General features: G+C 57.4%; 17 protein-coding genes. 12 read left to right on the top strand and 5 right to left on the bottom strand.

Features of this window, described 5'->3' with window-relative positions; all coding sequences use genetic code 11:
- Positions 1-133 precede the first annotated feature (133 nt).
- Together HFP54_RS17145 and HFP54_RS17140 are read left to right on the top strand one after the other, a co-directional pair.
- Complete coding sequence (locus HFP54_RS17145; protein ID WP_146414642.1) at positions 134-556, top strand: RrF2 family transcriptional regulator; 423 nt, start codon at positions 134-136, stop codon at positions 554-556.
- Between the two features lie 184 nt (positions 557-740).
- On the top strand, positions 741-2,336 hold the full coding sequence (locus HFP54_RS17140; protein ID WP_206036273.1) for an alpha/beta hydrolase: 1,596 nt from the start codon (positions 741-743) through the stop codon (positions 2,334-2,336).
- Positions 2,337-2,349: 13 nt separating this feature from the next.
- Here the strand turns inward: HFP54_RS17140 and HFP54_RS17135 are convergent, their stop codons facing one another.
- Positions 2,350-3,618, bottom strand: coding sequence for a glycoside hydrolase family 117 protein (locus HFP54_RS17135; protein WP_168566293.1), 1,269 nt, complete (start codon positions 3,616-3,618; stop codon positions 2,350-2,352).
- A 178-nt stretch (positions 3,619-3,796) separates the two neighbouring features.
- Positions 3,797-4,963 (bottom strand): XylR family transcriptional regulator, encoded by a 1,167-nt coding sequence (locus tag HFP54_RS17130; RefSeq protein ID WP_168566095.1) that lies wholly within the window; start codon positions 4,961-4,963, stop codon positions 3,797-3,799.
- A 272-nt stretch (positions 4,964-5,235) separates the two neighbouring features.
- Here HFP54_RS17130 and xylA point away from each other — a divergent pair, with 272 nt between their 5' ends.
- From xylA to HFP54_RS17115, 3 genes are all read left to right on the top strand, one after another.
- Complete coding sequence (gene xylA / locus HFP54_RS17125) at positions 5,236-6,552, top strand: xylose isomerase (RefSeq protein ID WP_168566094.1); 1,317 nt, start codon at positions 5,236-5,238, stop codon at positions 6,550-6,552.
- A 160-nt stretch (positions 6,553-6,712) separates the two neighbouring features.
- Entirely contained in the window at positions 6,713-7,753 is a 1,041-nt protein-coding gene (locus tag HFP54_RS17120) for a nucleoside hydrolase-like domain-containing protein (protein WP_168566093.1), read from the top strand.
- A gap of 210 nt (positions 7,754-7,963) precedes the next feature.
- Complete coding sequence (locus HFP54_RS17115) at positions 7,964-8,596, top strand: peroxiredoxin-like family protein (protein ID WP_168566092.1); 633 nt, start codon at positions 7,964-7,966, stop codon at positions 8,594-8,596.
- Positions 8,597-8,629: 33 nt separating this feature from the next.
- On the opposite strand, the gene HFP54_RS17110 is transcribed toward HFP54_RS17115, so the two are convergent.
- Positions 8,630-9,514 (bottom strand): alpha/beta hydrolase, encoded by an 885-nt coding sequence (locus HFP54_RS17110; RefSeq protein ID WP_168566091.1) that lies wholly within the window; start codon positions 9,512-9,514, stop codon positions 8,630-8,632.
- Between the two features lie 260 nt (positions 9,515-9,774).
- On the opposite strand from HFP54_RS17110, the gene HFP54_RS17105 reads away from it, so the two are divergent.
- The 7 genes from HFP54_RS17105 to mscL all read left to right on the top strand — a co-directional run bounded on the left by HFP54_RS17105 (position 9,775) and on the right by mscL (position 17,602).
- Positions 9,775-10,602 carry an EcsC family protein gene (locus tag HFP54_RS17105; protein ID WP_168566090.1) on the top strand — a complete coding sequence of 276 codons (828 nt, stop codon included), beginning with the start codon at positions 9,775-9,777 and terminating at the stop codon, positions 10,600-10,602.
- A gap of 347 nt (positions 10,603-10,949) precedes the next feature.
- Positions 10,950-12,032 (top strand): 2,3-diaminopropionate biosynthesis protein SbnA, encoded by a 1,083-nt coding sequence (gene sbnA, locus HFP54_RS17100; RefSeq protein WP_168566089.1) that lies wholly within the window; start codon positions 10,950-10,952, stop codon positions 12,030-12,032.
- On the top strand, positions 12,029-13,690 hold the full coding sequence (locus tag HFP54_RS17095) for an FAD/NAD(P)-binding protein (RefSeq protein WP_168566088.1): 1,662 nt from the start codon (positions 12,029-12,031) through the stop codon (positions 13,688-13,690). Before sbnA ends, HFP54_RS17095 begins: the two co-directional genes overlap by 4 nt.
- Entirely contained in the window at positions 13,674-15,143 is a 1,470-nt protein-coding gene (locus HFP54_RS17090) for a Y4yA family PLP-dependent enzyme (RefSeq protein WP_235951980.1), read from the top strand. The genes HFP54_RS17095 and HFP54_RS17090 overlap by 17 nt, the downstream gene beginning before the upstream one ends.
- Before the next feature lie 156 nt (positions 15,144-15,299).
- A complete protein-coding gene (locus HFP54_RS17085) occupies positions 15,300-15,467 on the top strand; it encodes a DUF1328 domain-containing protein (protein WP_145296155.1) in 168 nt (55 codons plus the stop codon).
- A 117-nt stretch (positions 15,468-15,584) separates the two neighbouring features.
- Complete coding sequence (locus HFP54_RS17080; RefSeq protein WP_168566087.1) at positions 15,585-17,069, top strand: catalase; 1,485 nt, start codon at positions 15,585-15,587, stop codon at positions 17,067-17,069.
- Positions 17,066-17,602: a large conductance mechanosensitive channel protein MscL gene (mscL, locus tag HFP54_RS17075; protein ID WP_168566086.1), complete on the top strand. Its 537-nt coding sequence runs from the start codon at positions 17,066-17,068 to the stop codon at positions 17,600-17,602. The genes HFP54_RS17080 and mscL overlap by 4 nt, the downstream gene beginning before the upstream one ends.
- 57 nt (positions 17,603-17,659) lie before the next feature.
- Here mscL and HFP54_RS17070 read toward each other — a convergent pair whose 3' ends face one another.
- Both HFP54_RS17070 and HFP54_RS17065 read right to left on the bottom strand, forming a co-directional pair.
- Complete coding sequence (locus HFP54_RS17070) at positions 17,660-19,054, bottom strand: MATE family efflux transporter (protein WP_168566085.1); 1,395 nt, start codon at positions 19,052-19,054, stop codon at positions 17,660-17,662.
- On the bottom strand, positions 19,054-19,269 hold the full coding sequence (locus HFP54_RS17065; RefSeq protein WP_168566084.1) for a hypothetical protein: 216 nt from the start codon (positions 19,267-19,269) through the stop codon (positions 19,054-19,056). The genes HFP54_RS17070 and HFP54_RS17065 overlap by 1 nt, the downstream gene beginning before the upstream one ends.
- Positions 19,270-19,353 lie beyond the last annotated feature (84 nt).

The raw sequence follows: 19,353 nt of genomic DNA, 5'->3' as shown, positions 1-19,353 counted from the left end.
GACAAATGGACATGTAGCCAGAAGGATGCCACCGATTCTCCTGCGTGTGGATGATTCCGCGTCGAAAAGCTATTCTGCGGAAACAAACGAATCCGCTGAACTTCCCCAACGTCATCGGCATTGCCGGCCCATCATGATTTCCAAGACTGCCGAATACGCTTTGCGTGCCGTGGCCAGCATGGCCGGATGCGGGGCACCAGTTTCGGCAGACAACTTGGCGAAACAGACCAAGGTGCCACGGCGTTATCTGACCCGCGTGCTGCAAGACTTAGTGGCTCACGATTTGGTCCGGTCGCGGCCCGGTCCTGGTGGCGGTTACGAATTGACTCGGCCGACCGATCAATTGACGATTCTGGACGTCATCAACATCGTCGACCCGATCGAACGAATCCGTCGTTGTCCGCTGGGACTGGCCACGCACCATGAGTTGTGTCCGTTACATGCGGAACTGGACAAGGCATACGCGGAAACGGAGGCCGCGTTCAGCCGCGTGACGATCGCGGCGCTGTTGGAATCAACCAGTCCGATTGTGCCACTGTGCGAATCGCCCCAGTAGCCATCGTCAAAACGCTTCCCCCGCAATTGCCCATGACACGTCCGGCGGTCGGATAAACTGTGCCCATCGGATCGTGGGCGTCCCAATGATGGACATCTCGGTGCCCCATCCACGTTTTTCCACTCGTGCTGGGAACAGTCCACCTATGCGATGCCACCTCCAAATATTGTGCTTGCCCGTTGTCATGTTGTGTGCATTGGCGACCCAAGTATCTCTTGCCCAGCGCACGCCCCCGTCCCAGTGGAAATGGGTCGATACCAACATCGCCGACGACTGCCAGCACCACACGCTTTACAGCGAAGCATCGGGGCGCGACATCGGGTTCAGCGTCTACCTGCCGCCGGGTTATGAAACGTCGAACCAACGTTATCCGGTCGTGTATTACCTGCACGGAGCCGGCGGCAGCGAATCGTCGTCCCGTGAATTCGCATGGGCAGTCAAACAGGCGATTGCCGACAAAGCCATCCAGCCCGTGATCTATGTTTTCCCCAACGGTGGCCAGCGCAGCGGCTATCGCGACTGGGACGACGGCACCGTCATGACCGAATCGTGGATCATCCAAGAATTGATCCCTCACATCGATACAACCTTTCGCACGATCGCCAACCGTGACGGTCGCGCGCTGTGCGGCTGGTCCATGGGCGGCGGCGGGTCCCTGCGGTTTGCCATGAAATATCCGAACCTGTTTTGTGCGGCGGCGACGATGAGCGCGGCTTTGGGGATGCCAGGCGAAGACGCCAACGATTCGGCGGCGGCGAATCTGCGTCGCAACATCGACGAAATCCGCGACCGCGTTGGTATCTGGATGGCCGTCGGCGAAACAGACTTTTTAAGGCCGGGCAATGAAGCCTTTGCAGAAGCCCTCACCACACTGGACGTGGATCACTCACTGACGATCCTTCCCCAGACCGGACATAACCTGGGACAGATGTCAACCAAGTTTCATCGCGACATCGTGATGATGCTTGACACGCACCTCGCGGAACCACAAGTGGTTGCACCGGAGCTTGATTCGATCCGTTTGATCCAAGACGAATCGTATCGTCCCGATGCGACCGATCCATACGCGCGCCGTCGATGCAAGTTGGACTGGTACCTGCCGACCGATACTGCGGCGACCGCAACGCTGGTCTGGTTCCACGGTGGTTCGATCCGCAGCGGCGACAAAGCCGGCGATATTGCCGTGAACTTGGCGCGACGATTTTGCCGTGACGGCTTCGCCGTGGTGTCGGTCAACTATCGGCTGTCACCCAAGGTCCATTATCCGGTCTATCTGGACGATGCCGCCGCCGCGGTGACCCACGTCATCGGCCGAGTCCGCGAGTATGTTGGCGAGCCATCCAAGGTGTACGTGTCCGGTCATTCCGCCGGCGGGTACCTGGCCGCGATGGTCGGCGTCCACCCCGATGCGTTGGCCAAACATGGCTGCAGCACCGATTTGTTGGCGGGCGTGGTTCCGGTGTCCGGCCAGATGATCACGCATTCGACCGTCAGGGCCGAACGCGGGATCGACCGTTCACGTCCGGTGATCGACGCCGCCGCGCCGGCCTATCACGTCGACGATTCAGCACCGCCGTTTTTGTGCATCGTCGGCGACGACGACTTGCCCGCTCGATCGGCGGAGAATCGCTACTTCGTGGCCGCGATGAAAGCCGCCGGCCACGCTCACATCCGCTTCGTCGAAGTGCCCGGACGCAACCATTCCACGATCGCCAACCAAATGGGCCAACCCGACGACGCGGTCGCACGCCTGATCACCCGCTTCATGACCGGCAAGTAGGACCACACACACGTCATTCGGTTGACGGGGCTGATGAGGCGGCGGCTGCGGCGTTGGCTTGTTCGATCCGTTGTCGCTGTGCCTTGTTTAGCCCTTGGCTGAAATAGACTTCCGGCTTGAACCAAATCTTGTTGCCACGCATCCATGGATCGTCGACGTCCAGGCTGAGGTCGCAATCGAACCGGGCCAGGATCGAATGGCGTTTGCCCGCCGTGCCAGCGTTAATGAAATGGCACAGCCCCCACGTGATGCCGCGTCCGTCATCGGTGTCAGTGAACGCGTCGGGAGTGAACGGCGCACAGGCGACCGGCGGCATGTCGACGACCGATGCGATTTCGAAGTTGATGCCGTCCGGCGACCACTGCATCGTGCTGCGTTCGTTGCCGTCTTTGATGCTGAGCGCCGCCACACCGTCTTTGAACGGAAAGTAAGTCGTTTCGTGCCCGGAGTGCAGCACGGGATTCAGCGGACAACGCTGAAACGGTCCCAGCGGATCGTCCGACGTGACCAAGCCATGACCCACCGCATACCTTTTTCGTTCATCGGGCCACTTATTGAACGCCGCCTTGTAATAGATGTGAATCTTGCCGCGATAAACAATCGGCATCGGATCGTGCACCGCGTCTTGGTCCCACGTTCCTTTGGGACCGGTCGGCACAACGTTCTGATAGGTATGCGTCCAAGGCCCATCGGGTGAATCCGCGTGCGACACCGATACCGCACACCAATCGCCTTTCAATCCGCTCGGTTCAATGAACGCTTGATAGTAAAGGTAATACCGGCCTTTCCAAACCAGGATGTCCGGCGTTGCCACGCTACGCCATCCCGGTTGTGGTTTGGGAGGTCGTGGCACGGCGACCGCTTGTTCTTCCCAAGTGAAACCATCCACGCTGGTCGCGTGCCAAATTTCGCACAAGTCCCAATCGGTCGACGGGATCTCATCGGTCGCCTGTTCCGCGTTGGCCGCACCGATCGGCGGAACGACGGTGTCTCGCTTGGTGTACCAGATGTGGTACTTGCCATCGGCCAGGATCGGACGCGACGGATCGCGACGTGTCACCGTGCCATCGCCGTCGTGGTAATCCAAGCCCTGCAGCGGCGTGTATTTGAATTGCGTGTACAGCGGATTGTCCTGCAGCAACGGTGCCGGATACTCGAACAACCGCTGCGAAGCGGTGCTTAGCGGAATATCCGGTTTCGTGCTGGGCATCTTGTGCGGAAACGCTTGAGATTGCCCCATGCAGGGCGAAGCCGACCAGCACAACAACAACGCGCCGAACATCCAGCACGCTAAAGACAATCGAAACAACATGGTGGGACGCCTGGGTGGGGAATGGAGATCAAAAAAGGCGAATCAGGGGTGGGGCAGGTCGTGCCGAACCCCCAAGACGAAAACGCCCGGCTCGGCACACCGACCCATTGTAAACAATTTACAAAGCCGTGTCGGGGTGTGTTTTGTCTTAGGACGCCGCGTCGCTTTGCACCAACTGGCGGAACTCCGTCGGCGATCGTCCGGTCGCCCGTTTGAAGGCTGCCGCCATGTACTCGGGATACTCAAAACCCGTTCGCTTGGAGATTTCGTGGATTGAGATGTCCGTTTCGGCCAGCAAAACCTTCACGCGGTCCATTCGCACCCGCGTCATTTCGTCATGCGGCGTGCGACCGACCAATTTGACAAATCGATGCTCCAGCGCCCGACGCGACAATTCAGTTTGCTTCAACACGTCGGCCACGCGAATGTTTTCACAGGCATGCCGACGGATGAAGCTGAGCGCCTTGACCACGTCCTGATCATCGATCGCCATCGTGTCAGTTGATTGCCGCATGCGAATCCCCAACGGTTGCGTGATCAAGGGATGATCCGCGTCGACCACTTGGCCGTTCATCATTCGGTCCAACATTTCAGCCGCCTCGTAACCGGTACGGCGAGTATCAGGGATGACACTGGACAGCGCCGGATCGCTCAGTTCGCAAATCAGACGATCGTTATCGACCCCCAACACGGCGGCTTGTTCGGGAACGCTGATCCCCAGCGTTCGACACGCATCCAAGACTTGATGTGCCAAGAAATCGTTGCATCCCATCACCGCCACCGGCCGCGGCAGACTCTTTAGCCAATCGGTCAGCCCCGACGCAACGCGATCCCAGCGGTACATCGGATCATAGCGATGCATCGTCTGGTGTTCGAAGAAGCGACATTCCGCGCGTGTCGCCAATTCACAGAACCAATCACGCCGGGCGTTGGACCAGCGAAGGCCCGGGTCGCCACAGAATGCCAGGTTGCGAAAACCGCGATCCAAGAAATGCTCCACCGCCAGTTCAGCGATCCCACGGTCTTCGGTGTCGGCCCAGGGCACCCCCGGCAAATGTCGCGCGGCACTCAGGTCCACCATGGGCAAATTCAACTGCCGAAGCCGACGTCCGATCGCATCGGTTTCGACTCGAGCGACGATCCCATCGCCCTGCCAAGTGTCCAGCCATGCCGGCGGCATCGCCCCGCGTTCCTGTTCGCTCAGATAGATCGACCAGTCCGTTTGGTGCTTGGCGTACTGGTTGATCCCGTCCAGCAAACCGCGGCAATAACCATTGGACGTTTCAACCAGCAATGCGACGGCGCGGCGGGTCATCGATGATCCGGATCGGGAAAACAGGTGTTTCCGGCGACGGCGGGGACAGAAAACGCCGCCCAGAAAGATGTGAAATATCTACGACACTTTGCGTGAAGTCTACTGGAGCCTGGGAGCCGGGTGGCCAAAAATAGGGGCCCATGTCCGCAGAAACTTGGCTTCAGTGGTGGATGGATCGCCGAACGGCCCCATCGACCGACTGCGTCCCGGTATCATCGCCGGCTCTGCTGTGACGTGAAATAACTTCGCCCTCAACCGACAGGAACCCCGCCGTGTCCGCATTCCCCGAAGTCAGCAAGATCAAGTACGAAGGTCCCCAGTCGGACAACCCTCTGGCGTTTCGCTGGTACAACCCCGATGAAGTGGTTGCCGGCAAGACGATGAAGGAACACCTGCGGTTCACCGTCGTGTACTGGCACACCTTCCGCGGCACCGGTGCGGACCCGTTCGGCGGCGCGACGATGTGCCGGCCTTGGGACGACGGAACCGAAAGCGTTGAAAACGCATGCAACCGTGCTCGCGTGGCTTTCGAGTTCTTTGAAAAACTGGACGCCCCGTTCTACGCGTTCCACGACCGTGACGTTGCTCCCGAAGGTGCCAATCTTGCGGAAACGAACGCCAACTTCGACGCGGTCGCCAAAGTCCTGAAGGAACAGCAAGACGCGACCGGCGTGAAGCTGCTGTGGGGCACCGCCAACATGTTCAGCAATCCGCGGTTCATGCACGGTGCGGCAACCACGTGCAATGTCGACGTCTTCACCTACGCCGCGGCACAAGTCAAAAAAGCGTTGGAGATCACCAACGAACTGGGTGGCGAAAACTATGTGTTCTGGGGCGGTCGCGAAGGCTACCAATGCCTTTACAACACGGACATGAAACGCGAACTGGATCACCTGGGCCGATTCTTCCACATGGCGGTCGACTACGCCAAAGAAATCGGTTTCAAGGGCCAGTTCCTGATCGAACCCAAACCGAAAGAGCCCACCAAGCACCAGTATGACTCCGATGCAGCGGCTTGTCTGAACTTCCTGCGTGCGTATGACTTGACCGATCATTTCAAGCTGAACATCGAGACCAACCACGCGACGCTGGCCGGTCACGAAATGATGCACGAACTGGAATACGCGGGCATGCAAGGCATGTTGGGTTCGATCGACGCGAACACCGGCGACCTGCTGTTGGGCTGGGACACCGACCAGTTCGCGACCAACTATTACCTGACCACGCAAATCATGCTGGTCTTGCTGAAGTACGGCTTGTCACCCGGTGGCGTGAACTTCGACGCCAAGGTTCGTCGCGAAAGCTTTGAACCGATCGATCTGTTCTATGCCCACATCGGCAGCATGGATGCGTTCGCCCGCGGTTTGAAGATCGCCGCGAAGATGATCGACGAAGGCGGCCTTAGCAAATTGGTCGACCAGCGATATTCCAGCTGGGACGGCGACTTGGGCAAGAAGATCGAAGCCGGCCAGGTTTCCTTCACCGACTTAGAAAAGATCATGCTGGAGAAGGGCGAGGTCGAAGCCAACGCCAGCGGCCGCCAAGAGTTGATGGAAAACATCTTCAACCGCTACTTGGATTTGGCCTAACACGGACGTCCGCTCACGGCGAGGCGAGCCGATGTGCTGGCGTCGCCGTCGGGCAATCAGAAACTGCACTGCACGGGTGAAGCCTAATCACCCGTTCGCGATGGTCGGTCGGCTTGGTCGGCCGGCCCTTTTTTTGCCTTTCACTTGCATTGGTCCCACGATGATTCGAGTGTCGTTATTGCTGATCGCCGTTTGTGTGTCGGCATCCCACTTGGCGGCTCAAACGCCGAAGGTTTGGATCTATTCGGACATCAGCGACCCGACGTTGGCCGGCAACAACAAGGAAGGCACGATCAATGATCCCGACGACGTGTCCGCCATGGCGGGCTATCTGTTGTTGGCCAATGAGTTTGAAACCTTGGGCATCGTGGTGACCAGCACGCACCGCGGCGAGCACGCCACAACACCGGACCAAGCCGCCTGGGCCGACCAGTACTTCGGCGAAGCCTATCGCAGCGAGGTCGCCGCTTTGAATGAATCGCTGGACGGCTATCCTGACGATATCACGTTTCAACAATCGTGCATCAAGGAATCGGCCGAACGGTTTGATCCAAGAAACGACTATGTGTCGCTGGATTCCTACGACACCGTCGCCGCTTTGCTGAACCGTGCCCAACAAGACGACGTCAGCCCATCCGATCCCATTCACGTTTTGTGCTGGGGATCTTTGACCGAGCCGGCGATTCTGGTGAAGCACTGTTTGACGACCGGCAAGGCAAACGTGCTGCAACGAATGAAATTCATCGCGCACTGGACCAATTCATCCCTTCACCAGGGAACCCCGGCGCATCCCGAACACGTTGCCAATTGTCGGGAAGACGCCAAGGCGTGTGCCTATTTGAAATCGGTCGCCGCCCAATCGAAGATCGTCTATCACGAATGTGGCGCGATCGGCCAACACGGAATCGTCAGCGGTGCTCCGTCGGGCAAAGACTATTTCGAAGCGTTTCGAACCAGCCGGCTGGGCACCCTTTTTGTCGAGGGCAAATTCGCTTACGGCAGCGTCGACCATTCGGATTCGGCAACCTATTGGGTGCTGATGCCGGGCTTCGGCGTCACCCTGGATGACATCCCCGCCGACGGAACCAACACGCCGGCGATCGAACGTGCCAATGAACAGGTGTTTCGAAAACACTCACGCCGCATCCACGACGAACTGCTGCGACGCAGCCAATTGGCGGCGGGCGACAAAGCCGACTAGACCAGCGTCGCATCCGCCGGCCAGCCGCATCGTATAGCCGAACGGCCGTTGACGTGAACGGTTGTTCGCCCCAGGAACCGCACCACACATTTGTGCGTTTTTTTCTGTCGGCGTCGGGCCAGATCCGGGCATTGATCCGTTGCGTTGCCATTGTCGACGCCCGTCACCGTACCGGTGCATCACCAAACCCTGAAACGCCAATCGAGCCTTATGAAATTCCAACCTTTTGCGCTGTTGATGACCGCTGCCGCTTCCTTGGGCAGCGTCCTGGGAACATCGGTCGCCCCCGCCGCCGGTATCGCACCGACGGCCCAGCAGACCGACCCGATCGGTGTCGGTGCGGATTTGCCGGAGGTCGAAGTCACATCGATCAAAGGTGAAGACGTTTCGCTGCGTGACATCGCCGACGGCAAGCCAACGGTGCTTGTCTTTTTCCGCGGCGGATGGTGCCCGATTTGTTCGCGGCACACTGCGGAACTGATCAAGGTACATCCAAAGATTCAGGAAGCGGGTGCGCAGATCGTCGCCATCAGTCCCGACAATGAATCCAGCAGCAAAGACAACATCGCCAAAAACTCGATCCCCTTCCCCGTCTTCAGCGACGCCGATGTGTCGGCCGCCAAAGCATTCGGGTTGGCATTTCAAGTCGACGATGGAACCTTGGAAAAGTACAAGGGCTACGGAATCGATTTGGAAAAAGCGTCGGGCTTTGACCATCACGCGTTGCCCATTCCGGCGGTCTACATCACCGACGCGAACGGCAAGATCGTCTACGCCCACAGCGATCCAAACTATCGCGAACGCTTGGATCCCAAAAAGATCCTGGACAACTTGCCCAAATAGGCTCTGGTCGCATTGATCGCTGATCCCTTCGGCTCAATTTGTCTTCTCGATTAGCCAGTCGTCAATTGTGTCGTAAACTTGCTGGCGATCCGATTCCAACAGCAAGTTGTGTTTCAGCCCGGCGAATTCTTTTCGGCGGGCTGTGTCGCAGCGGTCCACCAATTGTTGTGTCGACTCGCGATCACACAGCGTGTCATCGCCGCCGGTCAACACCAGCAAGTCAGCGGATATTTGATCGGCGTTTTCGACCAGTTCATGCCCGCTGGCCATCAATGCACCTCCGATGCCGATCGACAACTGTTCGTGCACCAACGGGTCATCCGCCAATTCGCGTAAGACGTCGGCATCGTGGGTCAGTTCCGTCGCGTCGATCGAAGCACTGAATCGAAGACGCGGGATCAATTTCGCCGTCACCCAGGCGGCGAACGCTTGCGGTTTGGTCGGCGGGTTTTCCGGCAAGATCATTGGGTTGGTCACCACAGCACGTTGCACCGGAGAAGAATGATCCGCATCTGCAGCGTTTTCGATCAAATGACGCAGCACCAGGTGCCCGCCCAAGCTGTGGCCCACCAGAATCGGTTGTGCATTGGGAAAGTGTTGCCGGGCGGCTTCGATTGCCACCGCAACATCATCAACCAGGTTTTGAAGTGATTCCGCGTCGCCGCGTCGTCCGGGACTCTTCCCATGGCCACGCTGGTCGTACAAAAGCACGCCGCACTTTGCTGAGGACTTGCCCTGGTTCTCTTCGCTAGATGAGCCCTTCGAGAATCGCTTTGCGAATTCCTGGTACCACCCGCTGTGTTCCCCCAAACCGTGGACGACCACCAGCACCATCGCCGCGGATCGGTCCCCGTACAATCGCATGTGCAGCGGTCGATCGTCGGATGAAATCAATGTGTCGTCGGGCAAGACGCTCATGGCGGGTGAGTCCTTCGTCGTTTGTTTACTTCGGTTGCCTGTGGGGGTGTTCAGTGCCAGGTGTCGACGCAGATGGCATGCCAATTGCTTCCATTTCGCGTCCAAGGGTTCACGCCCGAGCCAAGATTCCTTCGCAACCGGCGAATGCCTAAACGTACGAAGATCGGCCTTTCGGCTAGCGATTTTCGGCCGGAACACGGAACGCACGGCTTCTCCATGACGTGCAGCCATCGTTTCCATCCACTCATGACTGTAACCAAGTGACAAACGAAATCATCACCACCGATTTACCCCAGCCCGCCTTACAAGAACTGCGGTGGGCTCGAGATGTGTTGCAGCATCGCGGGATTGCCGATCGCTTGACCGAATTGGTGGGAACGCCGATCACCGCATCGATCAGGTTGTTGCCCGATGTCACCGAAGATTTGCTCTATCGCGCCATCGATCGTTCCTTGAAAGCCGCTTTGGACGTTGCCGTTCGGACGCTGGGACAATCCGATGGCGATGGATCCAGCCCCAGCCTGCGGACCCACAAACTTTTGGCGGGTATCAGCGGTGCGGCGGGTGGCGTTTTGGGCGGCGCGACCGTGGCGGCGGAGTTGCCCGTGTCGACGGTGCTGATCCTACGCAGTGTCGCCGACATCGCCCGCAGCGAAGGTGAGGATTTAAGCGACTTGGAAACACGTCTGGCGTGCTTGGAAGTCTTCGCGCTGGATCCCGGCAAAGGCTCGGACATTGATGACCAAACAGAAATCGGCTACTTCGCCGTTCGCGCCGCGATGGCCAAGCAGATCAAAGATGCCACACAGTACATCACCAAGAACGGTTTGGGCGGATCGGTCGCACCGCCGTTGGTGAAGCTGATTTCCCAGATCGGTAAACGATTCGGTTTGGTGGTCAGTGAAAAGATCGCGGCACAAGCGGTGCCGGTAATCGGTGCCATTGGTGGTGCGTTGATCAACAGTTACTTCATCGATCACTACCAAGACTTGGCCCGTGCCCATTTCGCGATCCGACGTCTGGAACGCCAGCACGGTGCCGACCTGATTCGGCGTGCCTATGAATCGCTGCCGTCCGAGAACAAGTGATCGCCTGACCGGCGGATTCGACACGATCCAGCGATGGCGGATCAGCGTTCAATCACCGCTGGTCAACCCGCATTCTTCAACGTGTTCTTTGGCGATTCGATTCCAAGAAAGCGTTGATTTTCATTGATTTTCGCCTCAGGTCGTTGATTCGGCTGTTTCTTTCGACACCTTTCGGCACGCCGGTTGCTTTCTGCCGTTGTCGTGATCGCAAAACGGGTTTGCGACACGATCTTGCCCCACAACGGTCATGGCCCACATTTCGATCGCGTTGCATCACTTTCGATGCCCTAGCGACGAACCATTGAACGGGCGTTTGCCCGACGGCGTTGACCGATCTTGATACACCTATGCTGATCAACCCCACCACGCTCCCGCGGTTTGGCCCCTGGGCCATTCCGACCGGTCGATCAGCGGTCACTTCGGTATGCGATGGCGTGTTAGACGCGATCGGATCGACGCCGCTGATTCGCCTTGATCGTTTTCTGCCGGACGCCGATATCGATCTGTTGGTCAAAGTCGAAGCGTTGAATCCGGGCGGCAGCGCGAAAGACCGTCCCGCCAAGCGGATGCTGCAACAAGCCTTGGATGACGGCAGGATTGATCAACAAACGGTGATCATCGAATCATCCTCCGGCAACATGGGCATTGGTTTAGCCCAAGCTTGTGCCTATCACGGATTGCGTTTCATTTGCGTGGTCGACCCTCGTGCACAGGTCAACAATCTGTCGATCATCCGTGCCTTGGGTGGCGAGATTGAAACCGTGACGCGGCCGATCGACGGCGACTTTCTGACAGCACGCTTGTCGCGCGTTCAGGATTTGCTTCAGCGACACGCCAATGCGTATTGGCCAAACCAATACGCCAATCCAGCCAACCCACTGGCTCACTTCCACGGCACGATCGCGGAGATTGACCGTGCGTTATCCGGCGAATTTGACGTGTTGTTGGTAGCGACCAGCAGCACCGGAACCGCTCGCGGATGTCGCGATTTTCTACGTCAACGCGGTCGCAAAGTGGACGTCATCGCCGTCGATTCGATCAACAGCGTGTTGTTCGGTGGATCACCCGGTCCACGAAAAATTCCAGGCATGGGGGCGGGCAAGATCCCGGCATTGGCGGCAGGCCAATCCTTTGACCAAGTGCGTCGCGTGACCGATTTGCAATGTGTGATCGGCTGCCGAGTCGCTGCGAGACGCGAAGCCATGCTGGTGGGCGGATCATCTGGCGGTGTACTTGCGACGGTCGCCACGATGAAAAACGAATTAGCCGGAAAACGCTGTGTCGGAATCCTGCACGATTCGGGCACGCGTTACCTGGACACGGTGTTCAACGACCAGTGGGTCCAGTCCGCACTTGGAATTGCACCGGAGCGACTACATCAAATGGTAACCCAGGCGGATTTCGCCGTTTCAGATGAGGTTTTAGCATGAGCATTGCACCCAGCGTTGGCACCATCGGTTGGGGCGTCCCCACGATCCCGCAGCGTCAGCCGTACCGAATTGCAATCGTCGGATGCGGTCCTCGTGGATTGCATTGTTTGGATGCGTTGTCACGTCATTTGACGAATGAAGATCTGGCACGAACCGAAGTCACCGTGTTCGAACCCGCTGAATGCCCCGGCGCCGGTGTAATCTATTCGCCCGACCAGCCCGCTTCGTTGAAGATGAACTTTGCCACCGAACACATCGATGTTTGGAACCGCTCTGGCGGCACTGCCAGCGACGCGGACACCGATGGCAAATCGCTGCGAGGCCCATCGCTGCTGCAGTGGTTGGCTGAAAACGCACCGCAATACGCCCAAGCGGATTCCTACATTCCACGCGCTCTGGTCGGCGAATACTTGCACGACGCTTTTGTCCGCATTCGCCGAAGGCTTCAGGCCGTTGCGGTGTTCCGACACCGCCAGTCGAAAGTCGCGGACGTGAGGCACGATGGTGAACGTTGGGAAATCAAGTCGCAGGGGCGTTGGTGGAATTTTGACGAGGTTGTTCTGGCAACCGGTCACGAAGGCCTGCGTGCCAACGTGGACTTGCCACCGACAGATGACCACACGCCTGTTCGCTTTGTCTATCCGGTGCAAGACTCGCTTTGCCGAAGCTGCATCCCGGCCGGCAGCCGTGTTGCCGTCCGCGGATTTGGTCTGACGGCGATTGATGCAGTCCTTAGCCTGACCGAAGGCCGCGGCGGAAAATTCTTGGACAACGGATTTCTGCCCAGCTATATCCCCAGCATGTTGGAGCCCGAACAGATTTCGCTGCACAGTCGATCAGGACGTCCCATGTTGGCGAAACCGACTCGCAAGGTGGAACCGGTCGATCGAACTTTCTATCAGCCATTCCAAGCGGCACTGTCGGCATTGCAAAAACAGCGTGGAGAGATTCGATTCAATCAACACCTTTGGCCCATCCTGACCGACGCCGCTGCCGGATTGATGTCGGCCAGTGGTCAAGATTGCTCCGCCTGCGACATCGACCACTGGTATCGCGGCTGGTCACGATACCGAATGGACGCGGCGTCGGCACAACATCACATGTTTCAATCGGTTTGTGTGTCGTATGCCAAGCGTCCGATCAACGAAGCCTATGCGATTGGTGAAACTTGGCGTCGTCTGTATCCGCAATTGGTGCAACTGGTCAGCTTTGGCGGACTGGAACCAGGACAATATCAGACGTTCCATAAAGTGGCGATGGAAATGGAAAAGATCGCGTTCGGACCACCGGCTCGAAGCGTGGCCAAGATGGTGCGTTTGATCAAATCGCGTCATGTCCGCATCGCCGAAGAAACTGAACCACCGGTGGGCGTTGACTCGGTGATCGATGCAGTCATCGCCGGCCCCAGCCAAGCCAATCAATCGGGTCCCGTTCGATCGTTGCTGCAACAAGGCCACCTTCACCAAGACGAAGAAACCGGCGGCATCCGTATCCATCGCGACGGTGCGGCGGTGAATTCGCCCGACGGCCTGGCGATCTTTGGTCGCGCCACCGAAGGCTGGATCCTGGGCAACGATACTCTGTCGCGTACACTACACGACCAGATCGAATCTTGGTCCCAAACCATCGCCAGCCGGTTGCATGCCCACACCCACTGAAACCATCACGGAACAAACGACATCGCCTGACAACGATCCAACGTTTGATCGATACTGCCAAGGCGTCCCGCCGTTGTCCGGACGCATCGAACCGTGGATGGTTCAGTTCTTAAGTGCGGCGGAATTTCGTCAGCGGATTGAGCCGCACGGGTCACCCGTCAACGTGTTGAATCCGCACCGGATGGCCGAAAACGTCGCCGAATTGAATCAGATCGCGGCGGAGCGTCAGGTTGACTTTCGCATCTTCTTTGCACGCAAAGCCAACAAGTGTTTGTCGTTCGTCGATCAAGCACATCAACTGGGGATCGGCGTCGATACGGCCAGCGAAATCGAGTTGGAACAGACGCTCGATCGAAATCTGCCGCCCGCCGATGTGATCTGCACCGCCGCGGTGAAATCGGAATCTCTGATCCGGCGATGCATGGACAACAAGATCTGCATCGCAATCGACAACCATGACGAATTTGAACGTGTTCGCTGCCTGGCGACCACTCACCAAAAGCAAGCCATCGTAGCGTTGCGGCTGAGCGGGTTTCTGCACGGAACCCGGCGACTGGAATCGCGATTCGGATTCGATTGTGAACGTGACCGCAACCTGTCCGAGATTCCAGTGGATGATCGTATTCGAATCATTGGCCTGCATTTTCATCTGGACGGTTACGATCCGCATCAACGCGTCACCGCCATCGGCGAATCCATCCGTTGGGCCAAACGCTTGCGGACCGCCGGCCATCATCCCCGCTTCATCGATATGGGTGGTGGACTGCCGGTGTGTTATCTGAAACACCAGGATCAGTGGGATCATTTCTGGGACCAGCATGCCGAATCACTCCGCGGGCGAACCGATGAAGTGACTTACAACCGGAATCCGCTTTCTCGCTCTGTCCACCAGGCCGATGTCGGTCCACCACAGTCGATGTATCCGTATTACCAAAGTCAGACCCGAGCGACTTGGTTGGCGACCGTCCTGGATTCCAATGTGGGCCGCCAAACCGTGGCTCAGGCTTTGAAAGAAAACGGACTGCAGTTGCGATGTGAACCCGGACGCAGCCTGTTGGACGGATGCGGGATCACGATTGCACGAATTGAATTTCAAAAGCAAGACACACGTGGACGCCGGCTGCTGGGCTTGTCGATGAATCGCACCCAGTGCCGCACGACCAGCGACGACTTCTTGGTCGATCCACTGCTGATCCCATCCAATCGCGAAGCACGAACGGCCGTGGAAGGCTATCTGGTGGGCGCATACTGTATGGAATCGGAGCTCTTATCTTGGCGAAAGTTCCGTTTTCCCAGCGGCGTCGGTATCGGAGACCATATCGTGTTTCCCAACACGGCCGGCTATCTGATGCACTTCTTAGAGAGCCGGTCGCATCAATTTCCGCTGGCTAAAAACTTGGTAATCGGTGCTGACGGGGGCGCCGACCTACGATTGGACGACATTGATCGCTGATCGACCAATCGCCGGCCCCATGCCTGCAAATCATCGCTGATTGCGGTCAATTTTCGAAATGGCACGCAGCGTGCTTTCCCAATCCCAGTGAAATCGCTTGGGCCTCGCATCGTTTCGCGGCCCGAACGTCCAACCATTCCACACTGGGAGAATCCGATGCTTTACTGGGCAGCCGTCTTTTTCATCATCGCTCTAGTCGCGGGCTTGTTAGGTTTCGGCGGAATTGCAGGCGGAGCCTCCACCATCGCTCAAGTCCTGTTCGTCGTCTTTCTGGTCCTGTTTGTGATCAGCTTGCTGTTCGGTCGACGCGGACGCGTGGGATAAGAAACGTCCCACACCCCGATATTTTCTTAGTGCGGTCACGCGCCGGTGATCGCACTTTTTTCATGGCCTTTGTGAATATCTCCGGCCAATTCACACACCGATTTTCAAGTACAGAACATGTCCGATCCTAAACCGCAGTGCCCCTACCAAACCCAACAGTTCGGTCGTCCCGTCGACGACAACCAGCACTCACAAACCGCGGGTCCACGCGGTGCCATGCTGATGCAAGATGTCCATCTGGTTGAAAAGATGGCTCACTTTAACCGCGAACGCATTCCCGAGCGGGTGGTTCACGCGAAGGGCTACGGCGCTTTCGGTACCTTCACCGTGACCAACGACATCACCGAATACTGCATGGCGGATTTGTTCAGCAAGGTCGGCAAGAAGACCGAGACGTTCGCGCGATTTTCCACCGTGGGCGGTGAAAGCGGTTCCGCCGATACCGCGCGTGATCCACGCGGCTTTGCGTTGAAGTTCTATACAGACCAGGGCGTGTGGGACTTGGTCGGTAACAACACACCGATCTTCTTCATTCGCGATCCGTTGAAGTTCAGTGATTTCATTCGCACACAAAAACGACATCCGCAAACCCATTTGCAACCCCACTGGCGACGCTGGGATTTTTGGGGGCAGGTTCCCGAAGCTCTTCATCAGGTGATGTTTCTGTACAGCGATCGTGGCACGCCGAAAAGCGCACGTTTCATGAACGGTTATGGAAGCCACACCTTCAGCATGTACAACGCCGATGGCGTACGTCATTGGGTCAAATTCCACTTCAAAACTCAACAGGGCATCGAAAACTTCAGCGACGATGAAGCGATCGCCATGGCGGGTAAGGCTCCGGACTATTCCACACGCGACCTGCATGACGCGATTGAAAACGGCGACTTCCCACAGTGGAAAATGTGCATCCAAGTGATGCCGGAATCCGACGCGGCCGACTATCACTGGCACCCCTTTGACCTGACCAAAGTCTGGCCTCATGACGATTATCCTTTGATCGAAGTCGGCACTTTTGAATTGAACCGCAACCCGTCGAACTATTTTCAAGACGTCGAACAGGCGGCATTTGAACCGGGCAATCTGGTCGATGGCATCGGCCTTAGCCCAGACCGAATGTTACAGAACCGCGTGCTCAGCTATCCCGATGCACACCGCTATCGAATGGGCGTGAATTATCACCAAATTCCCGTCAACCAACCGCGTTGTCCGTATGCGACCTACCATCGTGATGGCACCATGCGAGTCGATGGCAATGGCGGCGGTTCGGTCGACTATGAACCGAACACGATGGACGGCCCCAAGGAAACTGGCCGACGAAATGAACCGCCGATGCCCGTCCATGGAGACGGCGATCGTTACGACGAATTTCCCTGTGACGACAAGGACTACTATGGCCAGCCCAAGATCTTTTGGGAAAAGGTTTTGGACGAAGGTGCACGCGAACGTTTGTGCACGGCAATTTCAAACTCGATGCTTGATAGCCCCGAACGTATCCGGAACGCCATGCTGGAACAGTTTGAAAAGGTTCATCCCGATTTTGCCGAAGGCGTGAAGTCACGATTGGATGCTCCCGCCGAGGAACCGATTCCGATCGCATGAAATTTATCGAAGACTTCAAGAAGTTCGCATTGCGCGGCAACGTCGTTGACCTCGCGATTGGTTTCACCGTTGGTGCGGCGTTCACCACGGTGGTCAAATCGCTAGTCAATGATATTTTGATGCCGCCGATCGGATTGGTGTCCGGCAATGCTGACTTTTCCGATCTGTTCTTTGTTCTGAACCTGCCCGACGGCGTGGAGCGTCCCGAGGGCGGGTTCCAGACATTGGCTGCCGCGCAAAACGTCGGCGCAGTGACGATCAACTACGGCGTCTTTTTGAACAATTGCCTGGCATTGTTCATCATTGCCTTGGCGATGTTCCTGATCATCCGCATCGCCAACCGCGTCGACGAAGAACTGGATGAAGCGTTCGGCGACACGCCGCCACCGGGCGAACCGGCTGAAAAGAAATGTGACTTCTGTCGAACCAAGATCGCCTATCGTGCGACTCGGTGTCCGCATTGCACATCACAACTGTCGGTACCTGACGCGGTAGCACGCGACCAGAGCTTGGCCGGCCGTCCTACTTCTTAAGCATGTCCAAACCAACCGGCCGGTCTTAAATTCCCAGACCGGCCGTTGGTCGAAAACTTATCGATTCGCCAAGCGGCGTAAATGCAGTCCAATCCATCCGGCCTGCAACACGGCCCAAATCACCAAAGCGGACCACCAGAACGACACCGCGGTTTCGTCATGCGGGCGAATCCACCACGCTATGGCGACGACTGCGATCCCGGAACCAGCGGTGGCTGCCAGGATGATAGTCGTCCGTCCGAGTCCTTTGGCCGCCGCTCCCAACAGCAACCCAACGATATCGGCGATCCCATATACCGCTGCATAGATCATCAGCACGCTGGCGATCTGATAAATCTGGTCCTTTCTGCCTTCGTCGACGCCGCGCAGCGGGATTTGAAGCAAAGGGTCCGTTGCGAACATCAACAACACGCTGATGATCCCCGCCGTTGTCAGACCCAAGACCAGGCCACGCCGGATCACCTGCGAGGCGACTTCACGTCCATGTCCGGCGAAGGCTTGACCAGTGACCACTGTCACGGCAGTTGCCAGCCCAATGACCGGAATTGATAACAATTGATACAAAGAAAGCGTTGCGGACGTTGCCGCCAACCCATTGACCGACGCGGCACCAATGACCAGCAAGATGAAACTGAACAACGCCGACCGGATCAACTGCTGAACGCCTAAAGCAGATCCAGGTCCCACGATTTTGGTGGCCACCGACAAATCCGGCTTCCATGCAACGGTTCGATACCGTGCGAAGGATCGCAAACGTGTCATTAGCGTTGCGAAACCGGCAACCTTTAGCCACATCGCCAAGACAGTCGCGAGCGCCGCGCCGCGGACTCCCATCGCCGGAACACCGAGGCCTCCGAAGATCAGCCAAACATCCAAACCCACATTCACCGCTGCGGAAAATAGATTCATCCGCAGAATCGGTCGCGTGATACGCCGCCCCACGAAGAATGCCGTCAGCCCGGCTTCTAACATCGATGCAGGGGCAATCCACAATAGAATGCGAAAGTATCCGGCTTCCGCTTTTGCGAGCGCCGGTTCGTGGTCAAACGCTTGAAACAAAATCGGACTGGCCCATCCGATCATCATAAAGACCGGCACACTGGCGGCAGCCATCCAAATGCATTGCCAGATCAGCGACCAGATCTGGATGTTTGCCAGACGTCGATCTCGCCGCCCCATCTGCATCGCCACCAAAGGCGTGACATACCCCATTGCGCTTACGGGAATGCAGGCCACTGCCCAATAAAGATTTCCCGCCGCCACCGACGCTGCGGACGACGTGGGTTCATACCACATCAACAACGTCCGATCGGTAAAAAGCGTGATCGAAAAACAGCCAACGGTTGCCGCCAAGGGTACGGCCACCTTCAACAAAGCCGCATAACCGAACTCGCTTGATTCCCGTCGCTTTGGCTTGCGTTGATTCGCGGTTCGACGTTCATCACGCAGCATCAATTCGGGCTCATCAAATCCGCATGGGTCGAAAATCGGTCATCAAAACGGTGTCGAAATTGCAGCCAGTCTCCTGTCCGCACCGCCCGCCGGTTTTCCGACGTCCAAGTCACCACCGCAATGCTGTGCGTAGGTTTGCAAATCTCTTTGCGAATCTCATACCGCCCTGGTCCACCATCAATCAATTCCCATGCAACGGTCTGAACGAAACTCATCCTTCCGGAATTCACTGTATCGCATTGCGTATCGAATCCGGCATTGGACCGGAAACATTGATCGCGTGGAACGTTCGGCAAGGA

The organism is Crateriforma spongiae (assembly GCF_012290005.1).
Classification (GTDB): Bacteria; Planctomycetota; Planctomycetia; order Pirellulales; family Pirellulaceae; genus Crateriforma; species Crateriforma spongiae.
This window is presented reverse-complemented; position numbering and strand designations above follow the sequence as displayed.

Bases quoted from the DNA above. Each gene is read 5' to 3' on its own strand.
- HFP54_RS17145 (WP_146414642.1), top strand. From the start codon at position 134: ATGATTTCCAAGACTGCCGAATACGCTTTGCGTGCCGTGGCCAGCATG.
- HFP54_RS17140 (WP_206036273.1), top strand. From the start codon at position 741: ATGTTGTGTGCATTGGCGACCCAAGTATCTCTTGCCCAGCGCACGCCC.
- HFP54_RS17135 (WP_168566293.1), bottom strand. From the start codon at position 3,618: ATGTTCGGCGCGTTGTTGTTGTGCTGGTCGGCTTCGCCCTGCATGGGG.
- HFP54_RS17130 (WP_168566095.1), bottom strand. From the start codon at position 4,963: ATGACCCGCCGCGCCGTCGCATTGCTGGTTGAAACGTCCAATGGTTAT.
- HFP54_RS17120 (WP_168566093.1), top strand. From the start codon at position 6,713: ATGATTCGAGTGTCGTTATTGCTGATCGCCGTTTGTGTGTCGGCATCC.
- HFP54_RS17115 (WP_168566092.1), top strand. From the start codon at position 7,964: ATGAAATTCCAACCTTTTGCGCTGTTGATGACCGCTGCCGCTTCCTTG.
- HFP54_RS17110 (WP_168566091.1), bottom strand. From the start codon at position 9,514: ATGAGCGTCTTGCCCGACGACACATTGATTTCATCCGACGATCGACCG.
- sbnA (WP_168566089.1), top strand. From the start codon at position 10,950: ATGCTGATCAACCCCACCACGCTCCCGCGGTTTGGCCCCTGGGCCATT.
- HFP54_RS17095 (WP_168566088.1), top strand. From the start codon at position 12,029: ATGAGCATTGCACCCAGCGTTGGCACCATCGGTTGGGGCGTCCCCACG.
- HFP54_RS17090 (WP_235951980.1), top strand. From the start codon at position 13,674: ATGCCCACACCCACTGAAACCATCACGGAACAAACGACATCGCCTGAC.
- HFP54_RS17085 (WP_145296155.1), top strand. From the start codon at position 15,300: ATGCTTTACTGGGCAGCCGTCTTTTTCATCATCGCTCTAGTCGCGGGC.
- HFP54_RS17080 (WP_168566087.1), top strand. From the start codon at position 15,585: ATGTCCGATCCTAAACCGCAGTGCCCCTACCAAACCCAACAGTTCGGT.
- mscL (WP_168566086.1), top strand. From the start codon at position 17,066: ATGAAATTTATCGAAGACTTCAAGAAGTTCGCATTGCGCGGCAACGTC.
- HFP54_RS17070 (WP_168566085.1), bottom strand. From the start codon at position 19,054: ATGCTGCGTGATGAACGTCGAACCGCGAATCAACGCAAGCCAAAGCGA.
- HFP54_RS17065 (WP_168566084.1), bottom strand. From the start codon at position 19,269: ATGAGTTTCGTTCAGACCGTTGCATGGGAATTGATTGATGGTGGACCA.